This is a genomic window from Streptomyces sp. NPDC002057, from assembly GCF_040296665.1.
Classification (GTDB): domain Bacteria; phylum Actinomycetota; class Actinomycetes; order Streptomycetales; family Streptomycetaceae; genus Streptomyces.
Map to the genome: position 1 here is coordinate 142,542 of NZ_JBEOXR010000012.1, position 17,596 is coordinate 160,137.

17 protein-coding genes and 1 pseudogene are annotated in these 17,596 nt (G+C 73.5%); 4 read left to right on the plus strand and 14 right to left on the minus strand.

All coding sequences use genetic code 11. The features are described from left to right. Positions 1 to 6: 6 nt before the first annotated feature. Together ABT129_RS13430 and ABT129_RS13435 are read right to left on the minus strand one after the other, a co-directional pair. Positions 7 to 675, minus strand: a complete 669-nt coding sequence (locus ABT129_RS13430; RefSeq protein ID WP_351900353.1) for an HAD-IA family hydrolase — start codon at positions 673 to 675, stop codon at positions 7 to 9. A gap of 252 nt (positions 676 to 927) precedes the next feature. Next, a complete protein-coding gene (locus tag ABT129_RS13435; protein ID WP_351900354.1) occupies positions 928 to 2,076 on the minus strand; it encodes a peptidoglycan-binding domain-containing protein in 1,149 nt (382 codons plus the stop codon). 238 nt (positions 2,077 to 2,314) lie between these two features. Between ABT129_RS13435 and ABT129_RS13440 the strand changes: the two genes are divergently transcribed. Further along, positions 2,315 to 4,384 carry an MDR family MFS transporter gene (locus ABT129_RS13440; RefSeq protein ID WP_351900356.1) on the plus strand — a complete coding sequence of 690 codons (2,070 nt, stop codon included), beginning with the start codon at positions 2,315 to 2,317 and terminating at the stop codon, positions 4,382 to 4,384. Positions 4,385 to 4,491: 107 nt separating this feature from the next. Next, on the plus strand, positions 4,492 to 5,256 hold the full coding sequence (locus ABT129_RS13445; RefSeq protein ID WP_351900357.1) for a hypothetical protein: 765 nt from the start codon (positions 4,492 to 4,494) through the stop codon (positions 5,254 to 5,256). A 25-nt stretch (positions 5,257 to 5,281) separates the two neighbouring features. Here ABT129_RS13445 and ABT129_RS13450 read toward each other — a convergent pair whose 3' ends face one another. Further along, positions 5,282 to 5,767 (minus strand): GNAT family N-acetyltransferase, encoded by a 486-nt coding sequence (locus ABT129_RS13450; protein ID WP_351900358.1) that lies wholly within the window; start codon positions 5,765 to 5,767, stop codon positions 5,282 to 5,284. Between the two features lie 154 nt (positions 5,768 to 5,921). Next, the gene (locus ABT129_RS13455) at positions 5,922 to 6,254 is read right to left on the minus strand and encodes an antibiotic biosynthesis monooxygenase family protein (RefSeq protein ID WP_351900360.1); all 333 of its coding nucleotides are present in this window, start codon (positions 6,252 to 6,254) and stop codon (positions 5,922 to 5,924) included. A 12-nt stretch (positions 6,255 to 6,266) separates the two neighbouring features. On the opposite strand from ABT129_RS13455, the gene ABT129_RS13460 reads away from it, so the two are divergent. After that, a complete protein-coding gene (locus tag ABT129_RS13460) occupies positions 6,267 to 7,433 on the plus strand; it encodes a serpin family protein (protein ID WP_351900361.1) in 1,167 nt (388 codons plus the stop codon). Here ABT129_RS13460 and ABT129_RS13465 read toward each other — a convergent pair. The 4 genes from ABT129_RS13465 to ABT129_RS13480 form a co-directional block, all read right to left on the minus strand. Further along, positions 7,430 to 7,645, minus strand: a complete 216-nt coding sequence (locus tag ABT129_RS13465; protein WP_351900363.1) for a helix-turn-helix domain-containing protein — start codon at positions 7,643 to 7,645, stop codon at positions 7,430 to 7,432. The genes ABT129_RS13460 and ABT129_RS13465 overlap by 4 nt on opposite strands. Further along, entirely contained in the window at positions 7,645 to 8,142 is a 498-nt protein-coding gene (locus ABT129_RS13470) for a DUF2975 domain-containing protein (protein WP_351900364.1), read from the minus strand. Before ABT129_RS13470 ends, ABT129_RS13465 begins: the two co-directional genes overlap by 1 nt. Before the next feature lie 59 nt (positions 8,143 to 8,201). Then, a complete protein-coding gene (locus ABT129_RS13475; protein WP_351900365.1) occupies positions 8,202 to 8,870 on the minus strand; it encodes an O-methyltransferase in 669 nt (222 codons plus the stop codon). A 153-nt stretch (positions 8,871 to 9,023) separates the two neighbouring features. Then, positions 9,024 to 10,271, minus strand: coding sequence for a cytochrome P450 (locus ABT129_RS13480; protein ID WP_351900367.1), 1,248 nt, complete (start codon positions 10,269 to 10,271; stop codon positions 9,024 to 9,026). 228 nt (positions 10,272 to 10,499) lie between these two features. Between ABT129_RS13480 and ABT129_RS13485 the strand changes: the two genes are divergently transcribed. After that, positions 10,500 to 11,669, plus strand: coding sequence for a steroid 3-ketoacyl-CoA thiolase (locus tag ABT129_RS13485; RefSeq protein WP_351900368.1), 1,170 nt, complete (start codon positions 10,500 to 10,502; stop codon positions 11,667 to 11,669). Between the two features lie 142 nt (positions 11,670 to 11,811). Here the strand turns inward: ABT129_RS13485 and ABT129_RS13490 are convergent, their stop codons facing one another. The 6 genes and pseudogenes from ABT129_RS13490 to ABT129_RS13515 all read right to left on the minus strand — a co-directional run. After that, the gene (locus ABT129_RS13490; RefSeq protein ID WP_351900369.1) at positions 11,812 to 12,213 is read right to left on the minus strand and encodes an aggregation-promoting factor C-terminal-like domain-containing protein; all 402 of its coding nucleotides are present in this window, start codon (positions 12,211 to 12,213) and stop codon (positions 11,812 to 11,814) included. Between the two features lie 286 nt (positions 12,214 to 12,499). Further along, the gene (locus tag ABT129_RS13495) at positions 12,500 to 13,363 is read right to left on the minus strand and encodes an ECF transporter S component (protein WP_351900371.1); all 864 of its coding nucleotides are present in this window, start codon (positions 13,361 to 13,363) and stop codon (positions 12,500 to 12,502) included. Next, on the minus strand, positions 13,360 to 15,111 hold the full coding sequence (locus ABT129_RS13500) for an ABC transporter ATP-binding protein (protein ID WP_351900372.1): 1,752 nt from the start codon (positions 15,109 to 15,111) through the stop codon (positions 13,360 to 13,362). Before ABT129_RS13500 ends, ABT129_RS13495 begins: the two co-directional genes overlap by 4 nt. Continuing rightward, a complete protein-coding gene (locus ABT129_RS13505; RefSeq protein WP_351900374.1) occupies positions 15,108 to 16,229 on the minus strand; it encodes an energy-coupling factor transporter transmembrane component T in 1,122 nt (373 codons plus the stop codon). Before ABT129_RS13505 ends, ABT129_RS13500 begins: the two co-directional genes overlap by 4 nt. Positions 16,230 to 16,449: 220 nt before the next feature. Next, the gene (locus ABT129_RS13510) at positions 16,450 to 17,187 is read right to left on the minus strand and encodes an SCO2322 family protein (RefSeq protein ID WP_351900375.1); all 738 of its coding nucleotides are present in this window, start codon (positions 17,185 to 17,187) and stop codon (positions 16,450 to 16,452) included. Next, a pseudogene (locus ABT129_RS13515) lies at positions 17,184 to 17,596 on the minus strand (prenyltransferase/squalene oxidase repeat-containing protein); the annotation flags it as partial. The gene ABT129_RS13510 and the pseudogene ABT129_RS13515, both read right to left, overlap by 4 nt.

Consider the following 17,596-nt stretch of genomic DNA (forward strand, 5'->3'; position numbering starts at 1 on the left):
GAGGGGTTACGGGAGGACGGTCAGGACGATCGAACCGTCGGCCGCCGAGTCGACCCGCAGCCGGGTGAGGTCGGCTATGTGCACGTCCGGCGCGAAGGCGGCCGCGCGCGGGCCCACGCCCACGACCCGCATGCCGGCCGCGCGGCCGGCCTGGATGCCGGCCTCGGAGTCCTCGAAGACGATGCAGTCGGCGGGTTCGAAGCCCAGCTCGGCCGCGCCCTTGAGGAAGCCCTCGGGGTCCGGCTTGCTGGCCCCCACGCGCTCGGCGGTGACCCGGTCCTCCGGCATGCGCAGCGCCGCCGCGCCCATCCGCGCCTGCGCGAGCGCCTCGTCCGCCGAGGTCACCAGGGCGTGCGGCAGCTCCGCGATCGCGGCCATGAAGGCGGGGGCGCCGGGGACGGGCACGACGCCGTCGAGGTCGGCGGTCTCCTCGGCGAGCATGACCCGGTTGTCGGCGTAGTTCTGCTCCATCGGGCGCTCCGGGAGGAGGACGGCCATCGTCGCGTACCCCTGGCGGCCGTGGACCACCTTGAGCACGGCGTCCCCGTCGAGGCCCTGCCGCTCCGCCCAGCGTCGCCAGCAGCGCTCGACGACGGCGTCCGAGTTGACGAGGGTGCCGTCCATGTCGAGCAGGAGGGCGCGGGCGGTGAGCGTTGCCGGGGTGGTGGCGGCCATCGGGTCTCCAGAAGGGGTGGTGCGGAGAACGAAGCGGTCCCGCCCACCGGTCAGGGATTGCGGGCGGGGCCACTTTGTTTTTCCACGATACAAAACCGAGGGCGGTCTTGGCCAACCGGTCCGCCGCCCGGTCCGCATGGTGGGACCGGGTGACCAGTGACCGGTGGCCAGGGACCCCCGGGAAGGACGGACACCCGGCGGGAGGGGAGGGCGGAGGGCGGACGGCGGAGGGCCGTGTCACCGGCCCGCCGCTCAGATGTCCGGGGTGCTCTGCTCCAGGATCCGCCGCGTCTCGGGGCCGTACACGCCCTCCGGGTCGCCCGGGATGTACCGCCACGACTGGTAGCGGGCCACCGCCTCCTGGACCTCCTCGTCGTACTTGCCGTCGATCCGGCCGTCGTAGACCCAGACGGCGGTCAGCCGTCGCTGGAGCTCCCGGACCTCGTGCCCGGTGGAGCCGAGGGCCAGCGTCGTGCCCTCCGCGCCCTCCTCGGGCGCCTCCGAGGGGGCCGAGGTGGTCGGTTCCGACGTCGACGGCGCGGTGACCGGCGCCGACGAGGAGGCGGCGAACGAGGGCGAGGCGGAGGCCGGGGGCGCCGCCTCGCCGCTCGTGCTCGCCGAGGCGCTCGGCGACGCGGTCGTGCCGCTCGCGGAGGGGGTGGGCGTCGGCGACCCGGACGTCCGGCGCGGGGTGGGCGAGGAGGAGGTCGGCTCCGGGCTCCCGGAGGAGGGGGACGGGGCCTCCGAGACGCCGAGGTTCAGGGACGCGCTGGTGGTCACCTCGGGTACGGCGGCCCGGTCGTCGCCCCCGTCCCCACCGCCGAGCACGGTCGCCGCGAAGGCGGCGGTGCCGGCCACGGCGACGGCGGCCACGGCCGCGACCATGACGCCGCGCCTGCGCCCCCGTCCGCCCGGCCGATCCCGCTCGTGCCCGGGCGGCGGCGGTACGTCGCCGATGCCGCGCAGCAGCAGAGGCATGGTCTCGGAGGGGTCGCCCATGGCGTACGGCCCCGCGGCACCCCGGGTCGCGTCGTACGACCCGGCCGCGCCCCCGGCCACCGCGTACCCTGCGGCGCCCCCGGCCACCCCGTACCCCGCCGCGCCCCCGGTCACCCCGTACCCGGCCGCGCCCCCGGCCACCCCGTACCGGCCGGAGACGTCCCCGGCGGCGCCCCCCGCGTCACCGGCGGCTCCCGCCCCGTGCCCGTTCGGGTGCCCCGTAGAGCCCGGGGTGGAGCCCTCTGCCGAGGCCTTACCCGAGTGGCCCGTCGAGCGCTGCCCCGAACGCTCCCCCGAGGGCCCCGGCGGGCCCTCCCCGGCGGCCTCCCCCGAGCCCTCCGGGGAGTCCAGCGTCACGTACGGCCTGATCCGGAGCGGATCGAAGTCCTCGGCCGCCGCCATCTCCGCCCGGGCGCAGGCGCAGCCAGGTCTTTGTACACCGCATTCAGGACAGACATGTCCGGTCATGATGGGTCCCCTCCCCGAGACAACTGCTGGCGATTATGCAGCCCACCCCCTCCCGGTGGGCGAACAGCCGTGCCCTTCCGCAGGCCATAACCGGACATTCGGACCAGGATGGAGACGCCGTCCCATGGGCCGTCCGGCGGGACGCCCGACGAGACGCCCCGAGGAGACGCCCATGGCCCAGGAAACAAGCCCCTCCCAGCTCGGCGGCGCGCCCGCGCCCGGGGAGGGGCAGAGCCACCGCACCGTCCTCGTCGCGATCGGCGCGCTGCTGCTCGGCATGCTGCTCGCCGCCCTCGACCAGACCATCGTCTCCACCGCCCTGCCGACGATCGTCAGCGAGCTCGGCGGCATGGAGCACCTGTCCTGGGTGGTGACCGCCTACATGCTCGCGTCCACGGCGGCCACCCCGCTGTGGGGCAAGCTCGGCGACCAGTACGGCCGCAAGAAGCTCTTCCAGGCGGCCATCGTCATCTTCCTCATCGGCTCCGCCCTCTGCGGCATCGCCCAGAACATGCCGCAGCTCATCGCCTTCCGGGCGATCCAGGGCCTCGGCGGCGGCGGTCTCATGGTCCTGTCGATGGCGATCGTCGGCGACCTGGTGTCGCCCCGGGAGCGCGGCAAGTACCAGGGCCTCTTCGGCGCCGTGTTCGGCGCCACCAGCGTCCTCGGCCCGCTGCTCGGCGGCCTGTTCACCGAGCACCTCTCGTGGCGCTGGGTCTTCTACATCAACCTGCCGATCGGCGTCGTCGCCCTCTTCGTGATCGCCGCCGTGCTCCACATCCCGGTGCGCTCCACGAAGCACACCATCGACTACCTCGGCACCTTCCTCATCGCCTCCGTCGCCACCTGCCTGGTGCTCGTGGCCTCCCTCGGCGGCACCACCTGGGCGTGGGGATCGGCGCAGATCATCGGCCTCGCCGTCCTCGGATCCGTCCTCCTCGTCTGGTTCGTCCGGGTCGAGCGGCGGGCGGTCGAGCCCGTGCTGCCGCTCAAGCTGTTCAGGATCCGGACCTTCACCCTGGTCTCGATCATCAGCTTCGTCGTCGGCTTCGCGATGTTCGGCGCGATGACCTACCTGCCGACCTTCCTCCAGGTCGTGCAGGGCGTCACGCCGACGATGTCCGGCGTCCACATGCTGCCCATGGTCCTCGGCCTGCTGATCACCTCGACGGTCTCCGGCCAGATCGTCTCCCGCACCGGCCGCTGGAAGGTCTTCCCGATCCTCGGCACCGCCCTCACCGCCCTCGGGCTGCTCCTCCTCAACGAGCTGACGGAGACGAGCTCCACATGGGAGATGAGCTTCTACTTCTTCGTCTTCGGCGCCGGCCTCGGCCTCGTCATGCAGGTCCTCGTCCTCGTCGTGCAGAACGCCGTCTCGTACGAGGACCTCGGCGTCGCCACCTCCGGAGCCACGTTCTTCCGCTCCATCGGAGCCTCCTTCGGCGTCGCCGTCTTCGGCACCATCTTCACCACCCGCCTCACCCACAAGCTCGACGACGTGTTCGCCTCCGCCACCGCCTCCGGGCTGGCGGTCCCGCCCGGCGTCGGCCCCGAGCAGGTCGCCGCCGACCCGCGCACCGTCGCCGAACTCCCGGCCGACCTGCGCCCCTCGGTCCTCCACGCGTACGCCACCTCGATCACCGACGTCTTCCTGTACGCGGCCCCCGTCGTCCTCGTCGCCTTCGTCGTCGCCTGGTTCCTCAAGGAGGACAAGCTGCGGGCCTCGGTCACCGCGCCCGACACCAGCCAGACGCTCGCCTCCAACCCGGTCGAACGGTCCTCGTACGACGAGTGCGCCCGCGCCCTGTCCGTCCTCGGCTCCCGCGCGGGACGCAAGGAGATCTACGAGAAGATCACCGCCCGCGCCGGGCTCGATCTGCTGCCCGCCGCCAGCTGGCTGCTGCTGCGCATCCGCCGCCACGGGATCGTCGAACCCGCCCGGCTCGCCGAGACCGTCCCCGTACCGCTGCGGGTGATCACGGAGGCCTCCCGGCAGGTGGAGGAGCGGCGGCTGGCCTCCCGGGAGGGCGTGCAGCTGATCCTCACCGAGGAGGGGGTACGGGTGGCGACGCGGCTGGCGGCGGCCCGCGAGGAGTCGCTCGCCGAACTCCTCGGGGACTGGTGGGGACCCGACCGGCCCACCGACCTGGTGCAGCTGGTCGAGGAGCTGACGGCCGAGCTGAGCGGCTCGGACGGGGAGCGGCCGGACCGCCCGGAGCCGCCGCGCGACCACCACGCCTGACGGGGGCAGGCCGCCCCAACCACCCGCCGTACGACCGGTATGACAGCCGCTCAGGAGCCCTCAGTACGCTGTCCCCTCCAAGATCGCATCACAGGGGGATGGGCAGGATGAACAACGAAGAGCCACGTCAGGGCTGGCCGGCTCCTCCGGGACACGCGCCGAACGGCGGGTACGACGGCTACGGCGGGTACGGCCCCCAGGCGCCGCCCGCGCCGGCACGCCAGAGTGCGCACCGCGGCGCCTGGATAGGCGCCGGCGCCACCCTGGTCGCGGCGGTGATCGGCGTCGTCGGTACGTACATGGTGAGCGGCAACAACAACCCGGCGCCCACACCGCCCGCCGCACAGGGCCCGACGGCCTCGACCACCCCGCCCGGCGAGGAGGCGCAGGGCGGCGACGAGGCCTCCCCGGACTCCTCGCGGAGCCCGGAGACCGTCGCGTCCTCGAAGCCCTCCTCGCAGGCACCGACCGCCCAGGTTCCCCCGGCGAAGCCCGCCGACACGGTCGAATGGCAGGGTGCCCTGGCGATCGCGTACGCGGAGGACAAGGACCTGGACTCCGCGCCGCCCGCCGAGTCCGAGATCAACGAGGAGAACGACTTCTCCGTCTACCCCTTCGGCACCACCCGCATGCTGCGCCCCGAGAGCGGCGCCAAGGCGCTGGTGTGGAAGGACTCCACGGCACCCTCGTACGAGGACTGCGCGGGCGCCGTGGACACCCTGGGCACCACGACGGACATGAAGATGAAGACCGGTCTCGTCGTCTGCGCCCGCACGAACGACGGCCGGCTCGCCCGGCTGACCGTCAAGGAGGCCGCCGGTCAGGGCTCCGAGACACGGGGTGTCTTCGACGTCGTCGTGTGGAGCGGCTGACGGCGGACCCCGGTCCCGGGGCGGGTCAGAGCCGCTTGCCGTACCAGATGTCCATGTACGGCCCCGTGCAGTACGCCGGGATCTCCGCGTACCCGTGCCGCGTGTACAGGGCGCGCGCCTCGACCAGGTCAAGGCGCGTGTTGAGGACCATCTCGCGCGCCCCGAGGCCCCGCGCCGCGTCCTCCAGCCCGCCGAGCAGGGGCCCGGCGCCGCCCAGGCCGCGGAAGGCGTGGCGCAGGAAGACGCGGGTCAGCTCGGCGCGCCCCTCGTCGAGCAGGAGCACCCCGCCGCAGCCGGCCGCCTCGCCCTCGTGGCGCGCGACCAGGAACAGTCCGGTCGGCGGTGTCAGCAGCTCGACCCCGTCGCCGGTCAGGCCCTCGTCGATCTCCGCCGTGGTCGCGGGCCGCTTCCAGTACCGGCTCGCGACGTCGTCGTAGTAGTCGCGGCGCAGGGCGGAGGCGTCCGGGGTGTCGACGCGTTCGGGGGAGAAGGTCCAGGTCATGCGCGCCATTCTGCGCCGCGCACGACCTGGGACGCAGCCGGGTTTCCGGGCGCCCGACCGTCGGGGGCGCCCGTCCGTCGAGGGGCGCCCGTCCGTCGAGGGACGGCCGACCGTCGAGGGCGCCCGACCGCCGATGAGCGGCCCGGGAGCCGAGGGCGCCGGCTCAGCTCTTCGGGGACGCCTGCTGGACGACCTCGAAGGACCACAGGGTGGAACCGGAGGCGGCGGGCTTCGGACGCTCGGCGCCCTGGCCGCCCTCGCCGCCGCCCTGGTGCGCGGCCTTCATGGAACCGTTCATCCACGCCTGGAAGTCCTCCTCGCTGCGCCAGCGGGTGTACACCAGGTACTGGTCGGTGCCCTCCACGGGGCGCAGCAGCTCGAACCACTCGAAGCCGTCGGACCCCTCGACGGCCCCGGCCCGGGAGGCGAAGCGCTGCTCCAGCACCTCGCGCTGCTCGGCCGGAACGGTCAGGACGTTGATCTTCACGATGCTCATGGAGGGCAGGATATGACCCCCGGTCCCACCGTCTTCGAGGCGGACGCGGTACAGGCCCTCGCCGTGCGCTGGTTGCCCTGTCTGGGGGACGACGACTTCGTCTGCTCGCCCGTCGGGCTGTGGCTGGCGCTCGGTGCCGTCGCCTCCGGGGCTCAGGGGGCGACCGGTGCGGAGCTGGGGGCGCTGCTCGGGGTCGAGGGCGAGGCGGCCGCCGGGGCCGTGACCGGGGTCGGGCGGCGGCTCGCGGGGACGGACGGGCTCGCCGTGGCGACCGGGGTGTGGAGCAAGGTGCCGATCCTCGACGCCTTCCGGCGAGGGCTGCCCGACGTGCGGTTCGGGGTGCTGCCGGGCGCCGCCCTGTTCGCGCTGCCCGACGCGTTCCTCGGGGCGACGGACGACATGTCGCCGGGCGGGCTTCCCGACGCCCAGGCGGAGCTCGACGCGTGGGTGCGGGAGGCGACCGGCGGGCGGATCGCCGGGCTGCCGCTCGAACTCGACGGCTCCGAGGACCTGGTCCTGCTCAACGCCCTCGCCCTGAAGGCCTCCTGGCTGACCGCCTTCCCCGGGCACCTCACCCGCGACGAGCCGTTCACCGACGGGTACGGGGACGCCCGGGCCGTACCGACCATGCGGCGGCGGATCCCGGCTTCCTGGGTCTGGTACGTGGACGGGGTCACCGTCGTCGAGCTGCCCTGCGAGGGGGACGTGCCCGCCCGGGTGCGGTTCGTGCTCGGCCCGGAGGGCGCCGGGCCCGCCGAGGTGCTGCCCGCCGCCTGGGCGGGGCCCGGAGCGCGCGAGGGGCTCGTGGCGGAATCGGCCGACCTTCTCCTGCCGCGTTTCACCCTCCGCACGAGGACCGAGGTCCACGAGCATCTGCCGGCGCTCGGCGTCCGTCGGGCGCTGAGCCACGACGCCGACTTCTCGGGGCTCTCCGCCGCCGCCCAGCGGATCGCCCAGGTGGTGCAGGAGGCGCTGGTCGAGGTGGCCGAGGAGGGGGTCGAGGCGGCGGCCGTCACCGTGGTCACGATGACCCGTGGCGCGGCCCCGCCCCGGCACGAGGTGGTGGAGCGGGTCGCCTTCGACCGGCCCTTCGGCGTGGTCGTCCTCGACGCCTCGGGCGAGGTGCCGCTCTTCACCGGCTGGCGGCAGAGCGCGCCCACGCCCGAGGCGGTGCGCTAGGGCCCGTCGTCGGGCACCCAGCGCAGCACGTCCCCGGGCTGGCAGTCGAGCGTGCGGCAGATCGCGTCGAGGGTGGTGAACCGGATCGCCTTCGCCCGGCCGTTCTTGAGGACCGCGATGTTCGCGGGGCTGATGCCGACGGCCGCGGCGAACTCGCCGACCGAGAGCTTGCGTCTGGCGAGTTGTACGTCGAGGTCGACGATGATCGCCATCAGACCACCTCGGCCAGTTCGCTCCGCATGGTGGCCGCCTTGCCCAGCAGGCCGCGCATGACGGCGATGAGCATGACCAGGCAGGCCCCGACGCCGGTGGTCGCGGCGGCGGCGGCCAGGGCGCCGAGGAGCTCCATCCCGTCCTCGGGGGAGGGGATGTCGGCCAGCGTCAGGTGGCAGGTGACGGCGAGGGCCAGCAGCGTCGCCGCGACGAGGGAGCCGATGATGACGTCGACCCACCGGAAGGCCGCCGACGAGAAGATCGCGTCACGCTCGACCATGGTGAGCAGCCTCCACGTCGCGGCCAGGACGACCTGGACGCAGACGACTCCCGCCATGGCCGCCACCGAGTAGGGCACGGCGAACGGAGCGTACGGCGGGAAGCGGTCGACCTCGTCGGCCGCCGTGGTGGGGATGACGACGAGCTGACCGAAGAGGCCGACGAGGATCGCCGAGGCGATGCCACCACGGAGCACGGCGATGAAGAGTCGATGCATGCATCGATAATCGATCGATTACGATCGATAGTCAATGGATCCGGCCCGGAAGGAGCGCCCTAGCCGACGACACGGGCCAGCAGCAGTCCGTCGTACCCCTTCGTGCCGACCGTCTGGAGCGCCGTCGCGTCCAGGCGGGGTTCGGCGGCGACGAGGTCGAACAGCTCGCGGGTGCCGGTGATCGCCGGGTCGTCCGGGTGCGGGGTGGTGATCTTCCCGCCGCGCACCACGTTGTCGACGATGATCACCGTGCCGGGACGGGAGAGCCTGAGGGCCCACTCCACGTAGCGCGGGTTGTTGACCTTGTCGGCGTCGATGAAGACCAGGTCGAAGGGGCCCGCGCCCTCCGCCTCCAGCTGCGGCAGGCTCTCCAGGGCCGCGCCCGTGCGGACCTCGACGTTCTTGTCGAGGCCGGCGCGGGCGATGTTGGCGCGGGCCACGTCCGCGTGTTCCGGGCTGTACTCCAGGGTGATCAGCCGGCCGTCGGTGGGCAGCGCGCGCGCCAGCCAGATCGTGCTGTAGCCGCCGAGGGTGCCGATCTCCAGGATGCTGTGCGCGCCCTGCATCCGGGCGAGCAGGTGGAGCAGCTTGCCCTGGTTGGGGGCGACGGCGATCTCGGGCAGCCCGGCCGCCGTGGAGTCGGCGAGCGCGGCGGTGAGCGCCTCGTCGGCCGGGGCGATCGTCTCGGCGAAGTACTGGTCGACTTCGGTCCACTGAGGGTTCGTCATGCGGCCGAACGTACACCGGCTCCGGTCTCCGGGCGGTGTCGTGCCGCCCGTACGGCCCGTACGGCCCGGATGACCAGGAGCGCCGCGACGCCGGAGTCCCGCCCCACGACGCCCCCGCCCCACGACGCCGAGGCCCCCGCCCCGCGAGGCCCCCTACGCCCCCGCCCGCACCCGGAGTTCCTTCACGCCGTTGAGCCAGGCGGCGCGCAGTCGGCGCGGTTCGCCGGCGAGGGTGAGGTCGGGAAGGGTGTCCGCGAGGGCGTTGAAGATCAGCTCGATCTCCTTGATCGCGAGGGACTTGCCCAGGCAGAAATGGGGTCCTCCGCCGCCGAAGCCGAGGTGCGGGTTGGGGTCGCGGGTGATGTCGAAGCGTTCGGGGTCGGTGAAGACCTCGGGGTCGTTGTTGGCGGAGGAGTAGAAGAGGCCGACGCGGTCCCCCTTGGCGATCTTCTGCCCGCCGAGTTCGGTGTCCTGGGTCGCCGTCCGCTGGAAGGAGACGACGGGGGTCGCCCAGCGGACGATCTCCTCGGCGGTGGTCGCGGGCCGTTCCCGCTTGAAGCGTTCCCACTCGTCGGGGTGGGTGAGGAAGGCGTGCATGCCGTGGCTGATGGCGTTGCGGGTGGTCTCGTTGCCCGCGACGGCGAGCAGCAGCACGAAGAAGCCGAACTCGTCGGAGGAGAGGTTGCCCTGGCCCTCGGCGGCGACGAGCTGGCTGACGATGTCGGCGGCCGGACACTCCTTGCGGGCGGCGGCCATGTTCATCGCGTACCCGATGAGTTCCATGGCGGCCTCGGCGCCGATCTCCTCGGTGATGGCGTACTCGGGGTCGTCGTACGCGACCATCTTGTTCGACCAGTCGAAGATCCGGGAGCGGTCCTCCTGGGGGACGCCGATGAGTTCGGCGATGGCCTGGAGGGGCAGTTCGACGGCGACCCGGGTGACGAAGTCGAAGGTGCCGTCGGCGTCCGCGCCGCGCTTCGCCTCGTCGACGATGGCCTGGGCGCGCTCGCGCAGGGCGGTCTCCAGGGTGCGGATGGCGCGGGGGGTGAAGCCGCGCTGGACGATCTGGCGGACCCGGGTGTGCTCGGGCGGGTCCATGTTGAGCATGATCAGCTTCTGGACCTCGATCTGGTCCCGGGTGATGTGCTCGTTGAAGCGGATGACGGCCGTGTTCTCGTTCGAGGAGAACAACTCCGGGTGGGTGGAGACGTACTTGACGTCCGCGTGGCGCGTGACGGCCCAGTACCCGCCGTCCGGGAAGCCCGTGACGCCGGGCGGCTGCGGGCACCACCAGACGGGTGCGGTCTGCCGCAGCCGGGCGAACTCCGGGAAGGGGACGCGGTCGCGGAGCAGATCGGGGTCGGTGGCGTCGAACCCTTCGGGAAGATGGGGGCAGGGCATCGGCAACACACTCCACATCTGATGGGCCGTCAGGAGTTGCCGGGAAAGTTAGTAACGAGTTCTACAAGTAGCAAGGGGCGGAACGGGAAGTGTTGCCTCCCGGACCCTTGCGTACCCGCGGTAGCAGTCATAAGACTGCACTCAGAACTAGAACGCGTACTAGTTCCCCCGTGACGCCGACCGACCGGGGTGCCGGGACACCCCGTCCGTCGAGGAGAGGACGAGCTCATGGCCGCGGAACCCGTCATCGTCGAAGCCGTTCGCACCCCCATCGGCAAGCGCGGAGGCGCGCTCGCCAACCTCCATCCCGCCTACCTCCTGGGCGAGACCTACCGAGAACTCCTCGGCCGCACCGGCATCCACGCCGACTGCGTCGAACAGATCGTCGGCGGTACGGTCACCCACGCCGGCGAACAGTCCATGAATCCGGCGCGGACCGCCTGGCTCGCCATGGGGCTCCCCTACGAGACGGCCGCCACCACCGTCGACTGTCAGTGCGGCTCCTCGCAGCAGGCGAGCCACATGGTCGCCAACATGGTGGCCGCCGGGGTCATCGACATCGGGATCAGCTGCGGCGTCGAGGCCATGTCGCGCGTCCCGCTCGGCTCCGGATCCAAGCACGGCCCCGGAAAGCCCTTCCCCGACGAGTGGAACGTCGACCTCCCCAACCAGTTCGAGGCCGCCGAGCGCATCGCCCGCCACCGCGGCCTGACCCGCGAGCGCGTCGACTCCCTGGGCCTGCTCTCCCAGGAACGGGCGGCGAACGCCTGGGCCGAGGAGCGCTTCAAGCGCGAGACCTTCGCCGTCCAGGTCCCCACCACCGAGGAGGAGCAGGCCTCAGGGCAGGGCATGTGGCGGCTCGTCGACCGGGACGAGGGCCTGCGCGACACCACCATGGAGGGCCTCGCCCGGCTCAAGCCCGTCATGCCGACCGCCGTCCACACCGCCGGGAACTCCTCCCAGATCTCCGACGGCGCCGCCGCGCTCATGTGGGCCTCCAAGCGCATGGCCCGCGCCCTCAAACTCCGTCCCCGCGCCCGGATCGTCGCCCAGGCCCTGGTCGGCGCCGACCCGCACTTCCACCTCGACGGGCCGATCGACGCCACGCGGGCCGTCCTCGGCAAGGCCGGGATGTCGCTGAGGGACATCGACCTCGTCGAGATCAACGAGGCCTTCGCCTCGGTGGTGCTCAGCTGGGCCCAGGTCTTCGACCAGGATCTGGAGAAGGTCAACGTCAACGGCGGGGCCATCGCCCTCGGCCACCCCGTGGGGGCGACGGGGGCGCGGCTGATCGCCACGGCCCTGCACGAGCTGGAACGCTCGGACAAGGAGTTCGCCCTGATCACGATGTGTGCCGGCGGGGCGGTGGCGACCGGGACGATCATCCAGCGGCTGTAGGACCCGGCGGGTCCGGGACCGCGCGACGGGGACGGGTACGCGCACGGGTGCGGGAAGGGGCCGGCCCGGGAAACGCCGCAGGCCCCGCCCTCCCTGGAAGGGAGGCGGGGCCTTGCGGGTGCGCAGGGTGCGGCGGTGACTCTTAGTACCAGCCGTTGGCCTGCCAGAACGCCCAGGCGGCGTTCGGGGAGCCGTAGCGCTCGTTCATGTAGTTGAGGCCCCACTTGATCTGGGTGGCGGGGTTCGTCTTCCAGTCGGAACCGGCCGAGGACATCTTCGTGGCCGGCAGGGCCTGGACCAGGCCGTAGGCGCCGCTGGAGGCGTTGGTGGCCTTGTGGTTCCAGCCGGACTCGTGGGACACGATCTTGCTGAAGGAGGCGTACTGCGAAGCGGGAACGATCTGCCGGGCGACATCCTGCGGGCTGGCGGCCGAGGCCGTGCCCGTCGTGCCGAGCACCGCACCCGACGCGCCGAGCAGCACGGCTGCGGAGGCGGCGAAGGTCTTCTTGCGGGCGGCGACACGAGTGGTGATCGAGCGGATCAAGGTCTCTACCTAACTTCGGGAACAAGGGCTGCGTCAGGCGGTTTCGGCAAGCCGGAACCAGAGCCCGGGGAACCCGGGAACTGGGGGGAACCGGCCGTCCGAGGCGCTGCGGTGAGCACCGGCTGCCTGGCGACGTCCACCAGACAACCAGGGCCGGAACGCCGACGCAACGACCCCTTGTACGAGGAAGGTTCGGACCCGCGGCGAACGTCCCGGGGGGTGGGTCCGTGGTGTTTCCGCAGGTCATGACCAACTGTGGGTGGTTTGGGTGGGTACCGCCCGACTACTATTCCGGCTCGTACGTGACGTAGGTCCTGTGGGGCGGCTCACCCGCGGAGGGCTTCCCGGGGGCCTCGAATGTGACCTGGGCCTCGAAGTTGGCCCGTCGCGTGGCCCTTCGCAGCGCCTTCAGGAGGGTGCCGCCGACGGTCAGGGTGAGGACGACGGTGAGGACGGCCCGGCCCAGGTCCCAGCCGAGGGAGGTGGCCGTGACGTAGGCGAGGAAACGGACCAGGTTCTCGTTCAGCGGGGCCCCCGGCTGGAACGAGATCCCGCTGCTCAGGCCCTGCAGCAGCACCCAGCCCTGCAGATTCATGATCGTTCCGTACGCGAACGCCGCCACGCATCCGTACGCCGAGAGCATCAGCAGCTCACCCCGGCCCCGGATCCGGCTCGCGCCCGGCAGCAGCCCGGCGCCCATGGTGAACCAGCCCATGGCCAGCATCTGGAACGGCATCCACGGCCCCACACCACCCGTGAGCAGGGCCGACGCGAACATCGTCACCGAGCCGAGGACGAAACCGAACCCCGGCCCGAGGACCCGGCCGCTCAGCACCATCAGGAAGAACATCGGCTCCAGACCGGCCGTGCCCGCCCCCAGCGGCCGCAGGGCCGCCCCGACCGCGGCGAGCACCCCCAGCATCGCGATGGCCTTCGCGTCCGTCCCGCCGTCGGCGATCGTCGCCACGACCACCGCGACGAGCAGCGGCAGCAGCGCGGCGAACAGCCAGGGCGCGTCCCCGGCGTGTGAGGTGACGGCGGAGTCCGCGTCCGCGAAGAGGGGCCAGCAGAAGGCGGTGAGGCCGATGAGGGAGACGAGGACCAGCGCGGCGACGGACCGCGGACCGAGCCGGATCGGGCGGGCGCTCACCGTGCCTCCTCCAGGGCCGCCTCCACCTGCTCGACCGTGAGCCAGGGCCGCGGGGCGAGGATCTTCGCCACCTGCGGCGAGAACGCGGGGGAGGAGACGACCACCTCGGCCGTCGGCCCGTCCGCCACCACCTCGCCGTCCGCGATGATCACCACCCGGTGCGCCAGCTCGGCCACCAGCTCCACGTCGTGCGTCGCGAGCACGATCGAGTGGCCCTCGGCGGCGAGGGCACGGAGATGGACGACGAGCCGGGCCTTCGCCGCGTAGTCCAGGCCGCGGGTCGGCTCGTCGAGCAGCAGGAGCGGCGGCCGGCCGGTCAGGACGAGGGCCAGCGCGAGCGCCAGCCGCTGCCCCTCGGACAGGTCCCGGGGATGGATGTCGTCGGCGACCCCCGGCAGCAGCTCGGACACCAGCGCCCGGCAGGTCCCGGGCTCCGCGCCCGCGTCGGTGTCGGCCGCCGCGCACTCGGCGGCGACGGTGTCCGCGTACAGCAGGTCGCGCGGCTCCTGCGGGACCAGGCCGACCTGGCGGATCAGCTCGCGCGGATCGGTGGTGTGCGGCGTCCGGTCCGCGACGCGGACGGTGCCGGAGGTCGGGGCGATCATGCCGACCAGGGTGGAGAGGAGGGTGGACTTGCCCGCGCCGTTGCGGCCCATGAGGGCGAGGGTCTCGCCGGTGCGGACCTGGAGGTCGATACGGCGAAGGGCCTCGACCCGGCCACGGCGGACGCCGAGGCCCTCGGCGAGGACGAGGGGGGCCCCGGCGCGGGGACCCGCGGAGACCGGTGCCGTGGTGCGGCGCCGCTTGAAGGGGTGGAAGCCCGCGGCCGGCGGACGCGGCCCGTCCGCCGTTCCCGCCCCGTCCGGCGTCCCGGGAGCACGGCCGGGGGCGGAGCCCGGGGTACGGGAAGGGCCGGGTGCGGGGAGGAGCCCCGCGGGGTCCAGCCCCTCCAGGCGCGTCTTCAGCCCACCCGCCCGCCGGCGCGCGTCCCGCACCGTCAGGGGCAGCGGGTCCCACCCCGCGAGACGGCCGAGGGCCACCACCGGCGGGTGGACCGGCGAGACGGCCATGATCTCGGCGGGGGAGCCCATGACGCCCTCCGGCAGCAGCAGGACCCGGTCCGCGTACTGCACCACCCGTTCGAGGCGGTGCTCCGCGAGCAGCACCGTCGTGCCGAGGTCGTGGACCAGGCGCTGGAGGACCGCCAGCACGTCCTCGGCCGCCGACGGGTCGAGCGCCGAGGTCGGCTCGTCCAGGACCAGGACCTTCGGGTGCGGGGTCAGGACCGAGCCGATCGCGACGCGCTGGCGCTGGCCGCCGGAGAGCGTGGCGATCGGGCGGTCGCGCAGCTCGGCGAGGCCCAGCAGGTCGAGGGTCTCCTCGACGCGGCGCCGCATGACGCCCGGCGCGAGACCGAGGGACTCCATGCCGTACGCCAGCTCGTCCTCGACCGTGTCCGTCACGAAGTGCGCGGACGGGTCCTGCCCGACCGTGCCCACCAGGTCGGCGAGCTCGCGCGGCGGATGCGTGCGGGTGTCGCGGCCGTCGACCGTGACGCGGCCCGTCAGGGTGCCGCCGGTGAAGTGGGGGACGAGTCCGGAGACCGCGCCCAGGAGGGTCGACTTGCCGACCCCCGAGGGGCCGACGAGCAGCACGAGCTCGCCCTCGGGGACGGTGAGGTCCAGGCCCTTCAGGGTGGGCGTGGCGTCCTCCTCGTACCGTACGGAGACGTTCTCGAAGCGGATCACGCGTTCTCCTTGGGAACGGGGGCCACGAACGCGGGCACGAGGCCCACCAGGATCGACAGGGCCGGCCAGAGCGGCAGCTCCGGGGCCTCCAGGGGGACGACCCCGGGGTGCAGCGCCTCGGGGTCGTACGCGTTCGCCCAGATCATCAGGGCCGCGACCGCCACCCCCGAGCCCGCCACCAGCCAGGCCCGCACCCCCCAGTGGTCGGGCCGGTACCGGGTCCGTACCGTCCGGCGCCCGCCCAGCCGCAGCCCGGCCATGGCCGCGAGGAGCCCGGCGCCGAGCAGCGGCAGCCCGTACCCCGCGCCCTCCGCCGCGAGCAGCCCGTACGAACCGGCGCAGATCCCGAGCAGTCCGCCCAGGGTCAGCAGGTTCGTGGTGCGCCGTACGGATGCGGGGACCCGCGCCGTCCGCCCGTATCCGCGCGCGTCCATCGAGGCCGCGACCGCGATCGACCGTTCCAGGGCCCCTTCGAGGACCGGCAGGCCGATCTGGAGCACCGCGCGGACCCCGCCGGTGGGGCGGCCGCGGAGCCGCCGGGCGGTCCGCAGCCGGACCACGTCCGCGACCATGTTCGGCGCGAAGGTCATGGCCACGACGACGGCGACCCCGGCCTCGTACAGCGCCCCGGGCAGCGATTTGAGCAGCCGCGCCGGGTTGGCCAGCGCGTTCGCCGCGCCGACGCAGATCAGCAGGGTCGCCAGCTTCAGGCCGTCGTACACCGCGAAGACCAGCTGCTCGGCCGTCACCCGCCCCCCGACCCGTACGCCCTGCGCCCAGTCGGGCATCGGCACCTCGGGCAGCGTGAACAGCAGGTGCGTCCCCGGGATGGGGGAGCCGAGCAGCAGGGAGAAGACGACCCGCAGGAAGACCACGAACAGGCCGAGCTTCACGAACGCGCCGTACGAGCGGGCCCAGGGCGCGTCCGTGCGGCGGGCCGCCACCACGTAACCGGCGACCCCGACGAGCAGACCGAGCAGGAGCGGGTTGGTGGTGCGGGAGGCGGCGACGGCCAGGCCGAGCGCCCACAGCCACCAGGCTCCGGCGTGCAGGGCGTTCGCCCGGCTCGCCTCGGGGGCCCGGAGAGAGGAGAGAACGGTGCGGATCGGCCGGGTCACGCGGGGCTCACCGGCGGCGGACCCTCGGCGCGTGCGGTGCGTAGGGGCCTCATCGCCGACGCCGGGCCGTCGGGGCGCGCGGTGCTGGTCCGCGACGCCGGGCCTCCGGGGCGCGCGGGGGTGGTCCGCGACGCCGGGCCGTCGGGGCGCGCGGTGCTCGTCCGCCGCGGCCGGCCTCCGGGGCCGGTCCGCGGCGCTGGGCCTTCGGGTCGTGCCGGGCTCATCCGCGGTGGCGGGCCTTCCAGACCGCGGCCCCGCCCAGGGCCAGGACGGCGGCCCCTCCGACGAGCACGCCGAGGGACGGGCCGCCCCCGCCCTTCTCCCCGTCACCCGAGGGGGCCGCGGCGGTGGGCGCGGCCGACGCCGGGGTCTTCCCGGTCGTGTCGACCTGCTCGCCGCAGCCCCGCGCCGGGTACCCGGCGATCCCGCACAGCATCGCCGCCCCGTCGTACCGCAGCGGCTTCACCACGGTGGCGAGCGCCTCCGCGCTCGTCGCGTCCTCGCGGACCTGCGCGCAGCCGACCTCGACCGGCGGCTTCGGCGGGGTCTCGCCGGGCGGCGCGTCCGCCGGGCCGCCGAAGTCGACGACGACCGCGACCCGCTTGGTGCCGTCCTTCTTCGCCACGTCCCCGCAGATCACCGAGAAGTCGGGGGCGGGGGAGGGGCGGGAGGTGTCGTCCGTACCGCTGCTGATCGCGAAGCGGAAGCCGATGGCGTCGCCGTCGGCGGGGCGGGCGGTCGCCGGTCCCTGGGTGGCGTACGCCCAGGGCTTCCCGCCGTCGCTCTCCCAGTACGACCAGTAGCGGTAGCCGGCGGCCTGCGCCGGGGCGGCCGCGACCGCGGTCAGGGTGAGCAGAGCCCCGGCGGCGGCACCCGCGACGCGGGCGCCGCCGAGGCGGGTACCGGCGGGGCGGGCGCCGTGGCGGCGGCCGCCCCGCCCCGCGGCTGCCGTGGTCACTTCTTGCGGCCGCTCACGAGGAAGCCGATGCCGACGCCGACGACCGTGCCGATGCCGATGATCCACCAGACGTCGAAGCCCGAGCCCTCGTCGTCGCTCGTGGAGGAGGCCGAGGTGTCGGGGGTCTTGGGGGCGGGGCCGGTCGCGTTGAGCTGCTCGACCAGGTCGGCCGAGCCGAACTCGCGCGGGTCGGTGTCGGTCGCGCGGGCGGCCAGGATCAGCTGCGCGTACGCGGCCGGTCCGCCCTCCTTCGCCCAGGCGGCGGAGTTCTTCTCCAGCCACTCCAGGGCCGGCTTCGCCTCCTTCGCGGCGCTGGCCGCGGCGAGCGCGACGACGGCGTCGGCGGTGTTGCCGACGTCGGGCTTCTCAGTGGTGTCGGTGGCGCCCGGCATCGGCGGCAGGGTCAGGT

Excerpts from the sequence above, each read along its gene's own strand:
- ABT129_RS13430 (WP_351900353.1), bottom strand. The coding sequence starts at position 675 with ATGGCCGCCACCACCCCGGCAACGCTCACCGCCCGCGCCCTCCTGCTC.
- ABT129_RS13435 (WP_351900354.1), bottom strand. The coding sequence starts at position 2,076 with ATGGCGGCGGCCGAGGACTTCGATCCGCTCCGGATCAGGCCGTACGTG.
- ABT129_RS13440 (WP_351900356.1), top strand. The coding sequence starts at position 2,315 with ATGGCCCAGGAAACAAGCCCCTCCCAGCTCGGCGGCGCGCCCGCGCCC.
- ABT129_RS13445 (WP_351900357.1), top strand. The coding sequence starts at position 4,492 with ATGAACAACGAAGAGCCACGTCAGGGCTGGCCGGCTCCTCCGGGACAC.
- ABT129_RS13450 (WP_351900358.1), bottom strand. The coding sequence starts at position 5,767 with ATGGCGCGCATGACCTGGACCTTCTCCCCCGAACGCGTCGACACCCCG.
- ABT129_RS13455 (WP_351900360.1), bottom strand. The coding sequence starts at position 6,254 with ATGAGCATCGTGAAGATCAACGTCCTGACCGTTCCGGCCGAGCAGCGC.
- ABT129_RS13460 (WP_351900361.1), top strand. The coding sequence starts at position 6,267 with ATGACCCCCGGTCCCACCGTCTTCGAGGCGGACGCGGTACAGGCCCTC.
- ABT129_RS13465 (WP_351900363.1), bottom strand. The coding sequence starts at position 7,645 with ATGGCGATCATCGTCGACCTCGACGTACAACTCGCCAGACGCAAGCTC.
- ABT129_RS13470 (WP_351900364.1), bottom strand. The coding sequence starts at position 8,142 with ATGCATCGACTCTTCATCGCCGTGCTCCGTGGTGGCATCGCCTCGGCG.
- ABT129_RS13475 (WP_351900365.1), bottom strand. The coding sequence starts at position 8,870 with ATGACGAACCCTCAGTGGACCGAAGTCGACCAGTACTTCGCCGAGACG.
- ABT129_RS13480 (WP_351900367.1), bottom strand. The coding sequence starts at position 10,271 with ATGCCCTGCCCCCATCTTCCCGAAGGGTTCGACGCCACCGACCCCGAT.
- ABT129_RS13485 (WP_351900368.1), top strand. The coding sequence starts at position 10,500 with ATGGCCGCGGAACCCGTCATCGTCGAAGCCGTTCGCACCCCCATCGGC.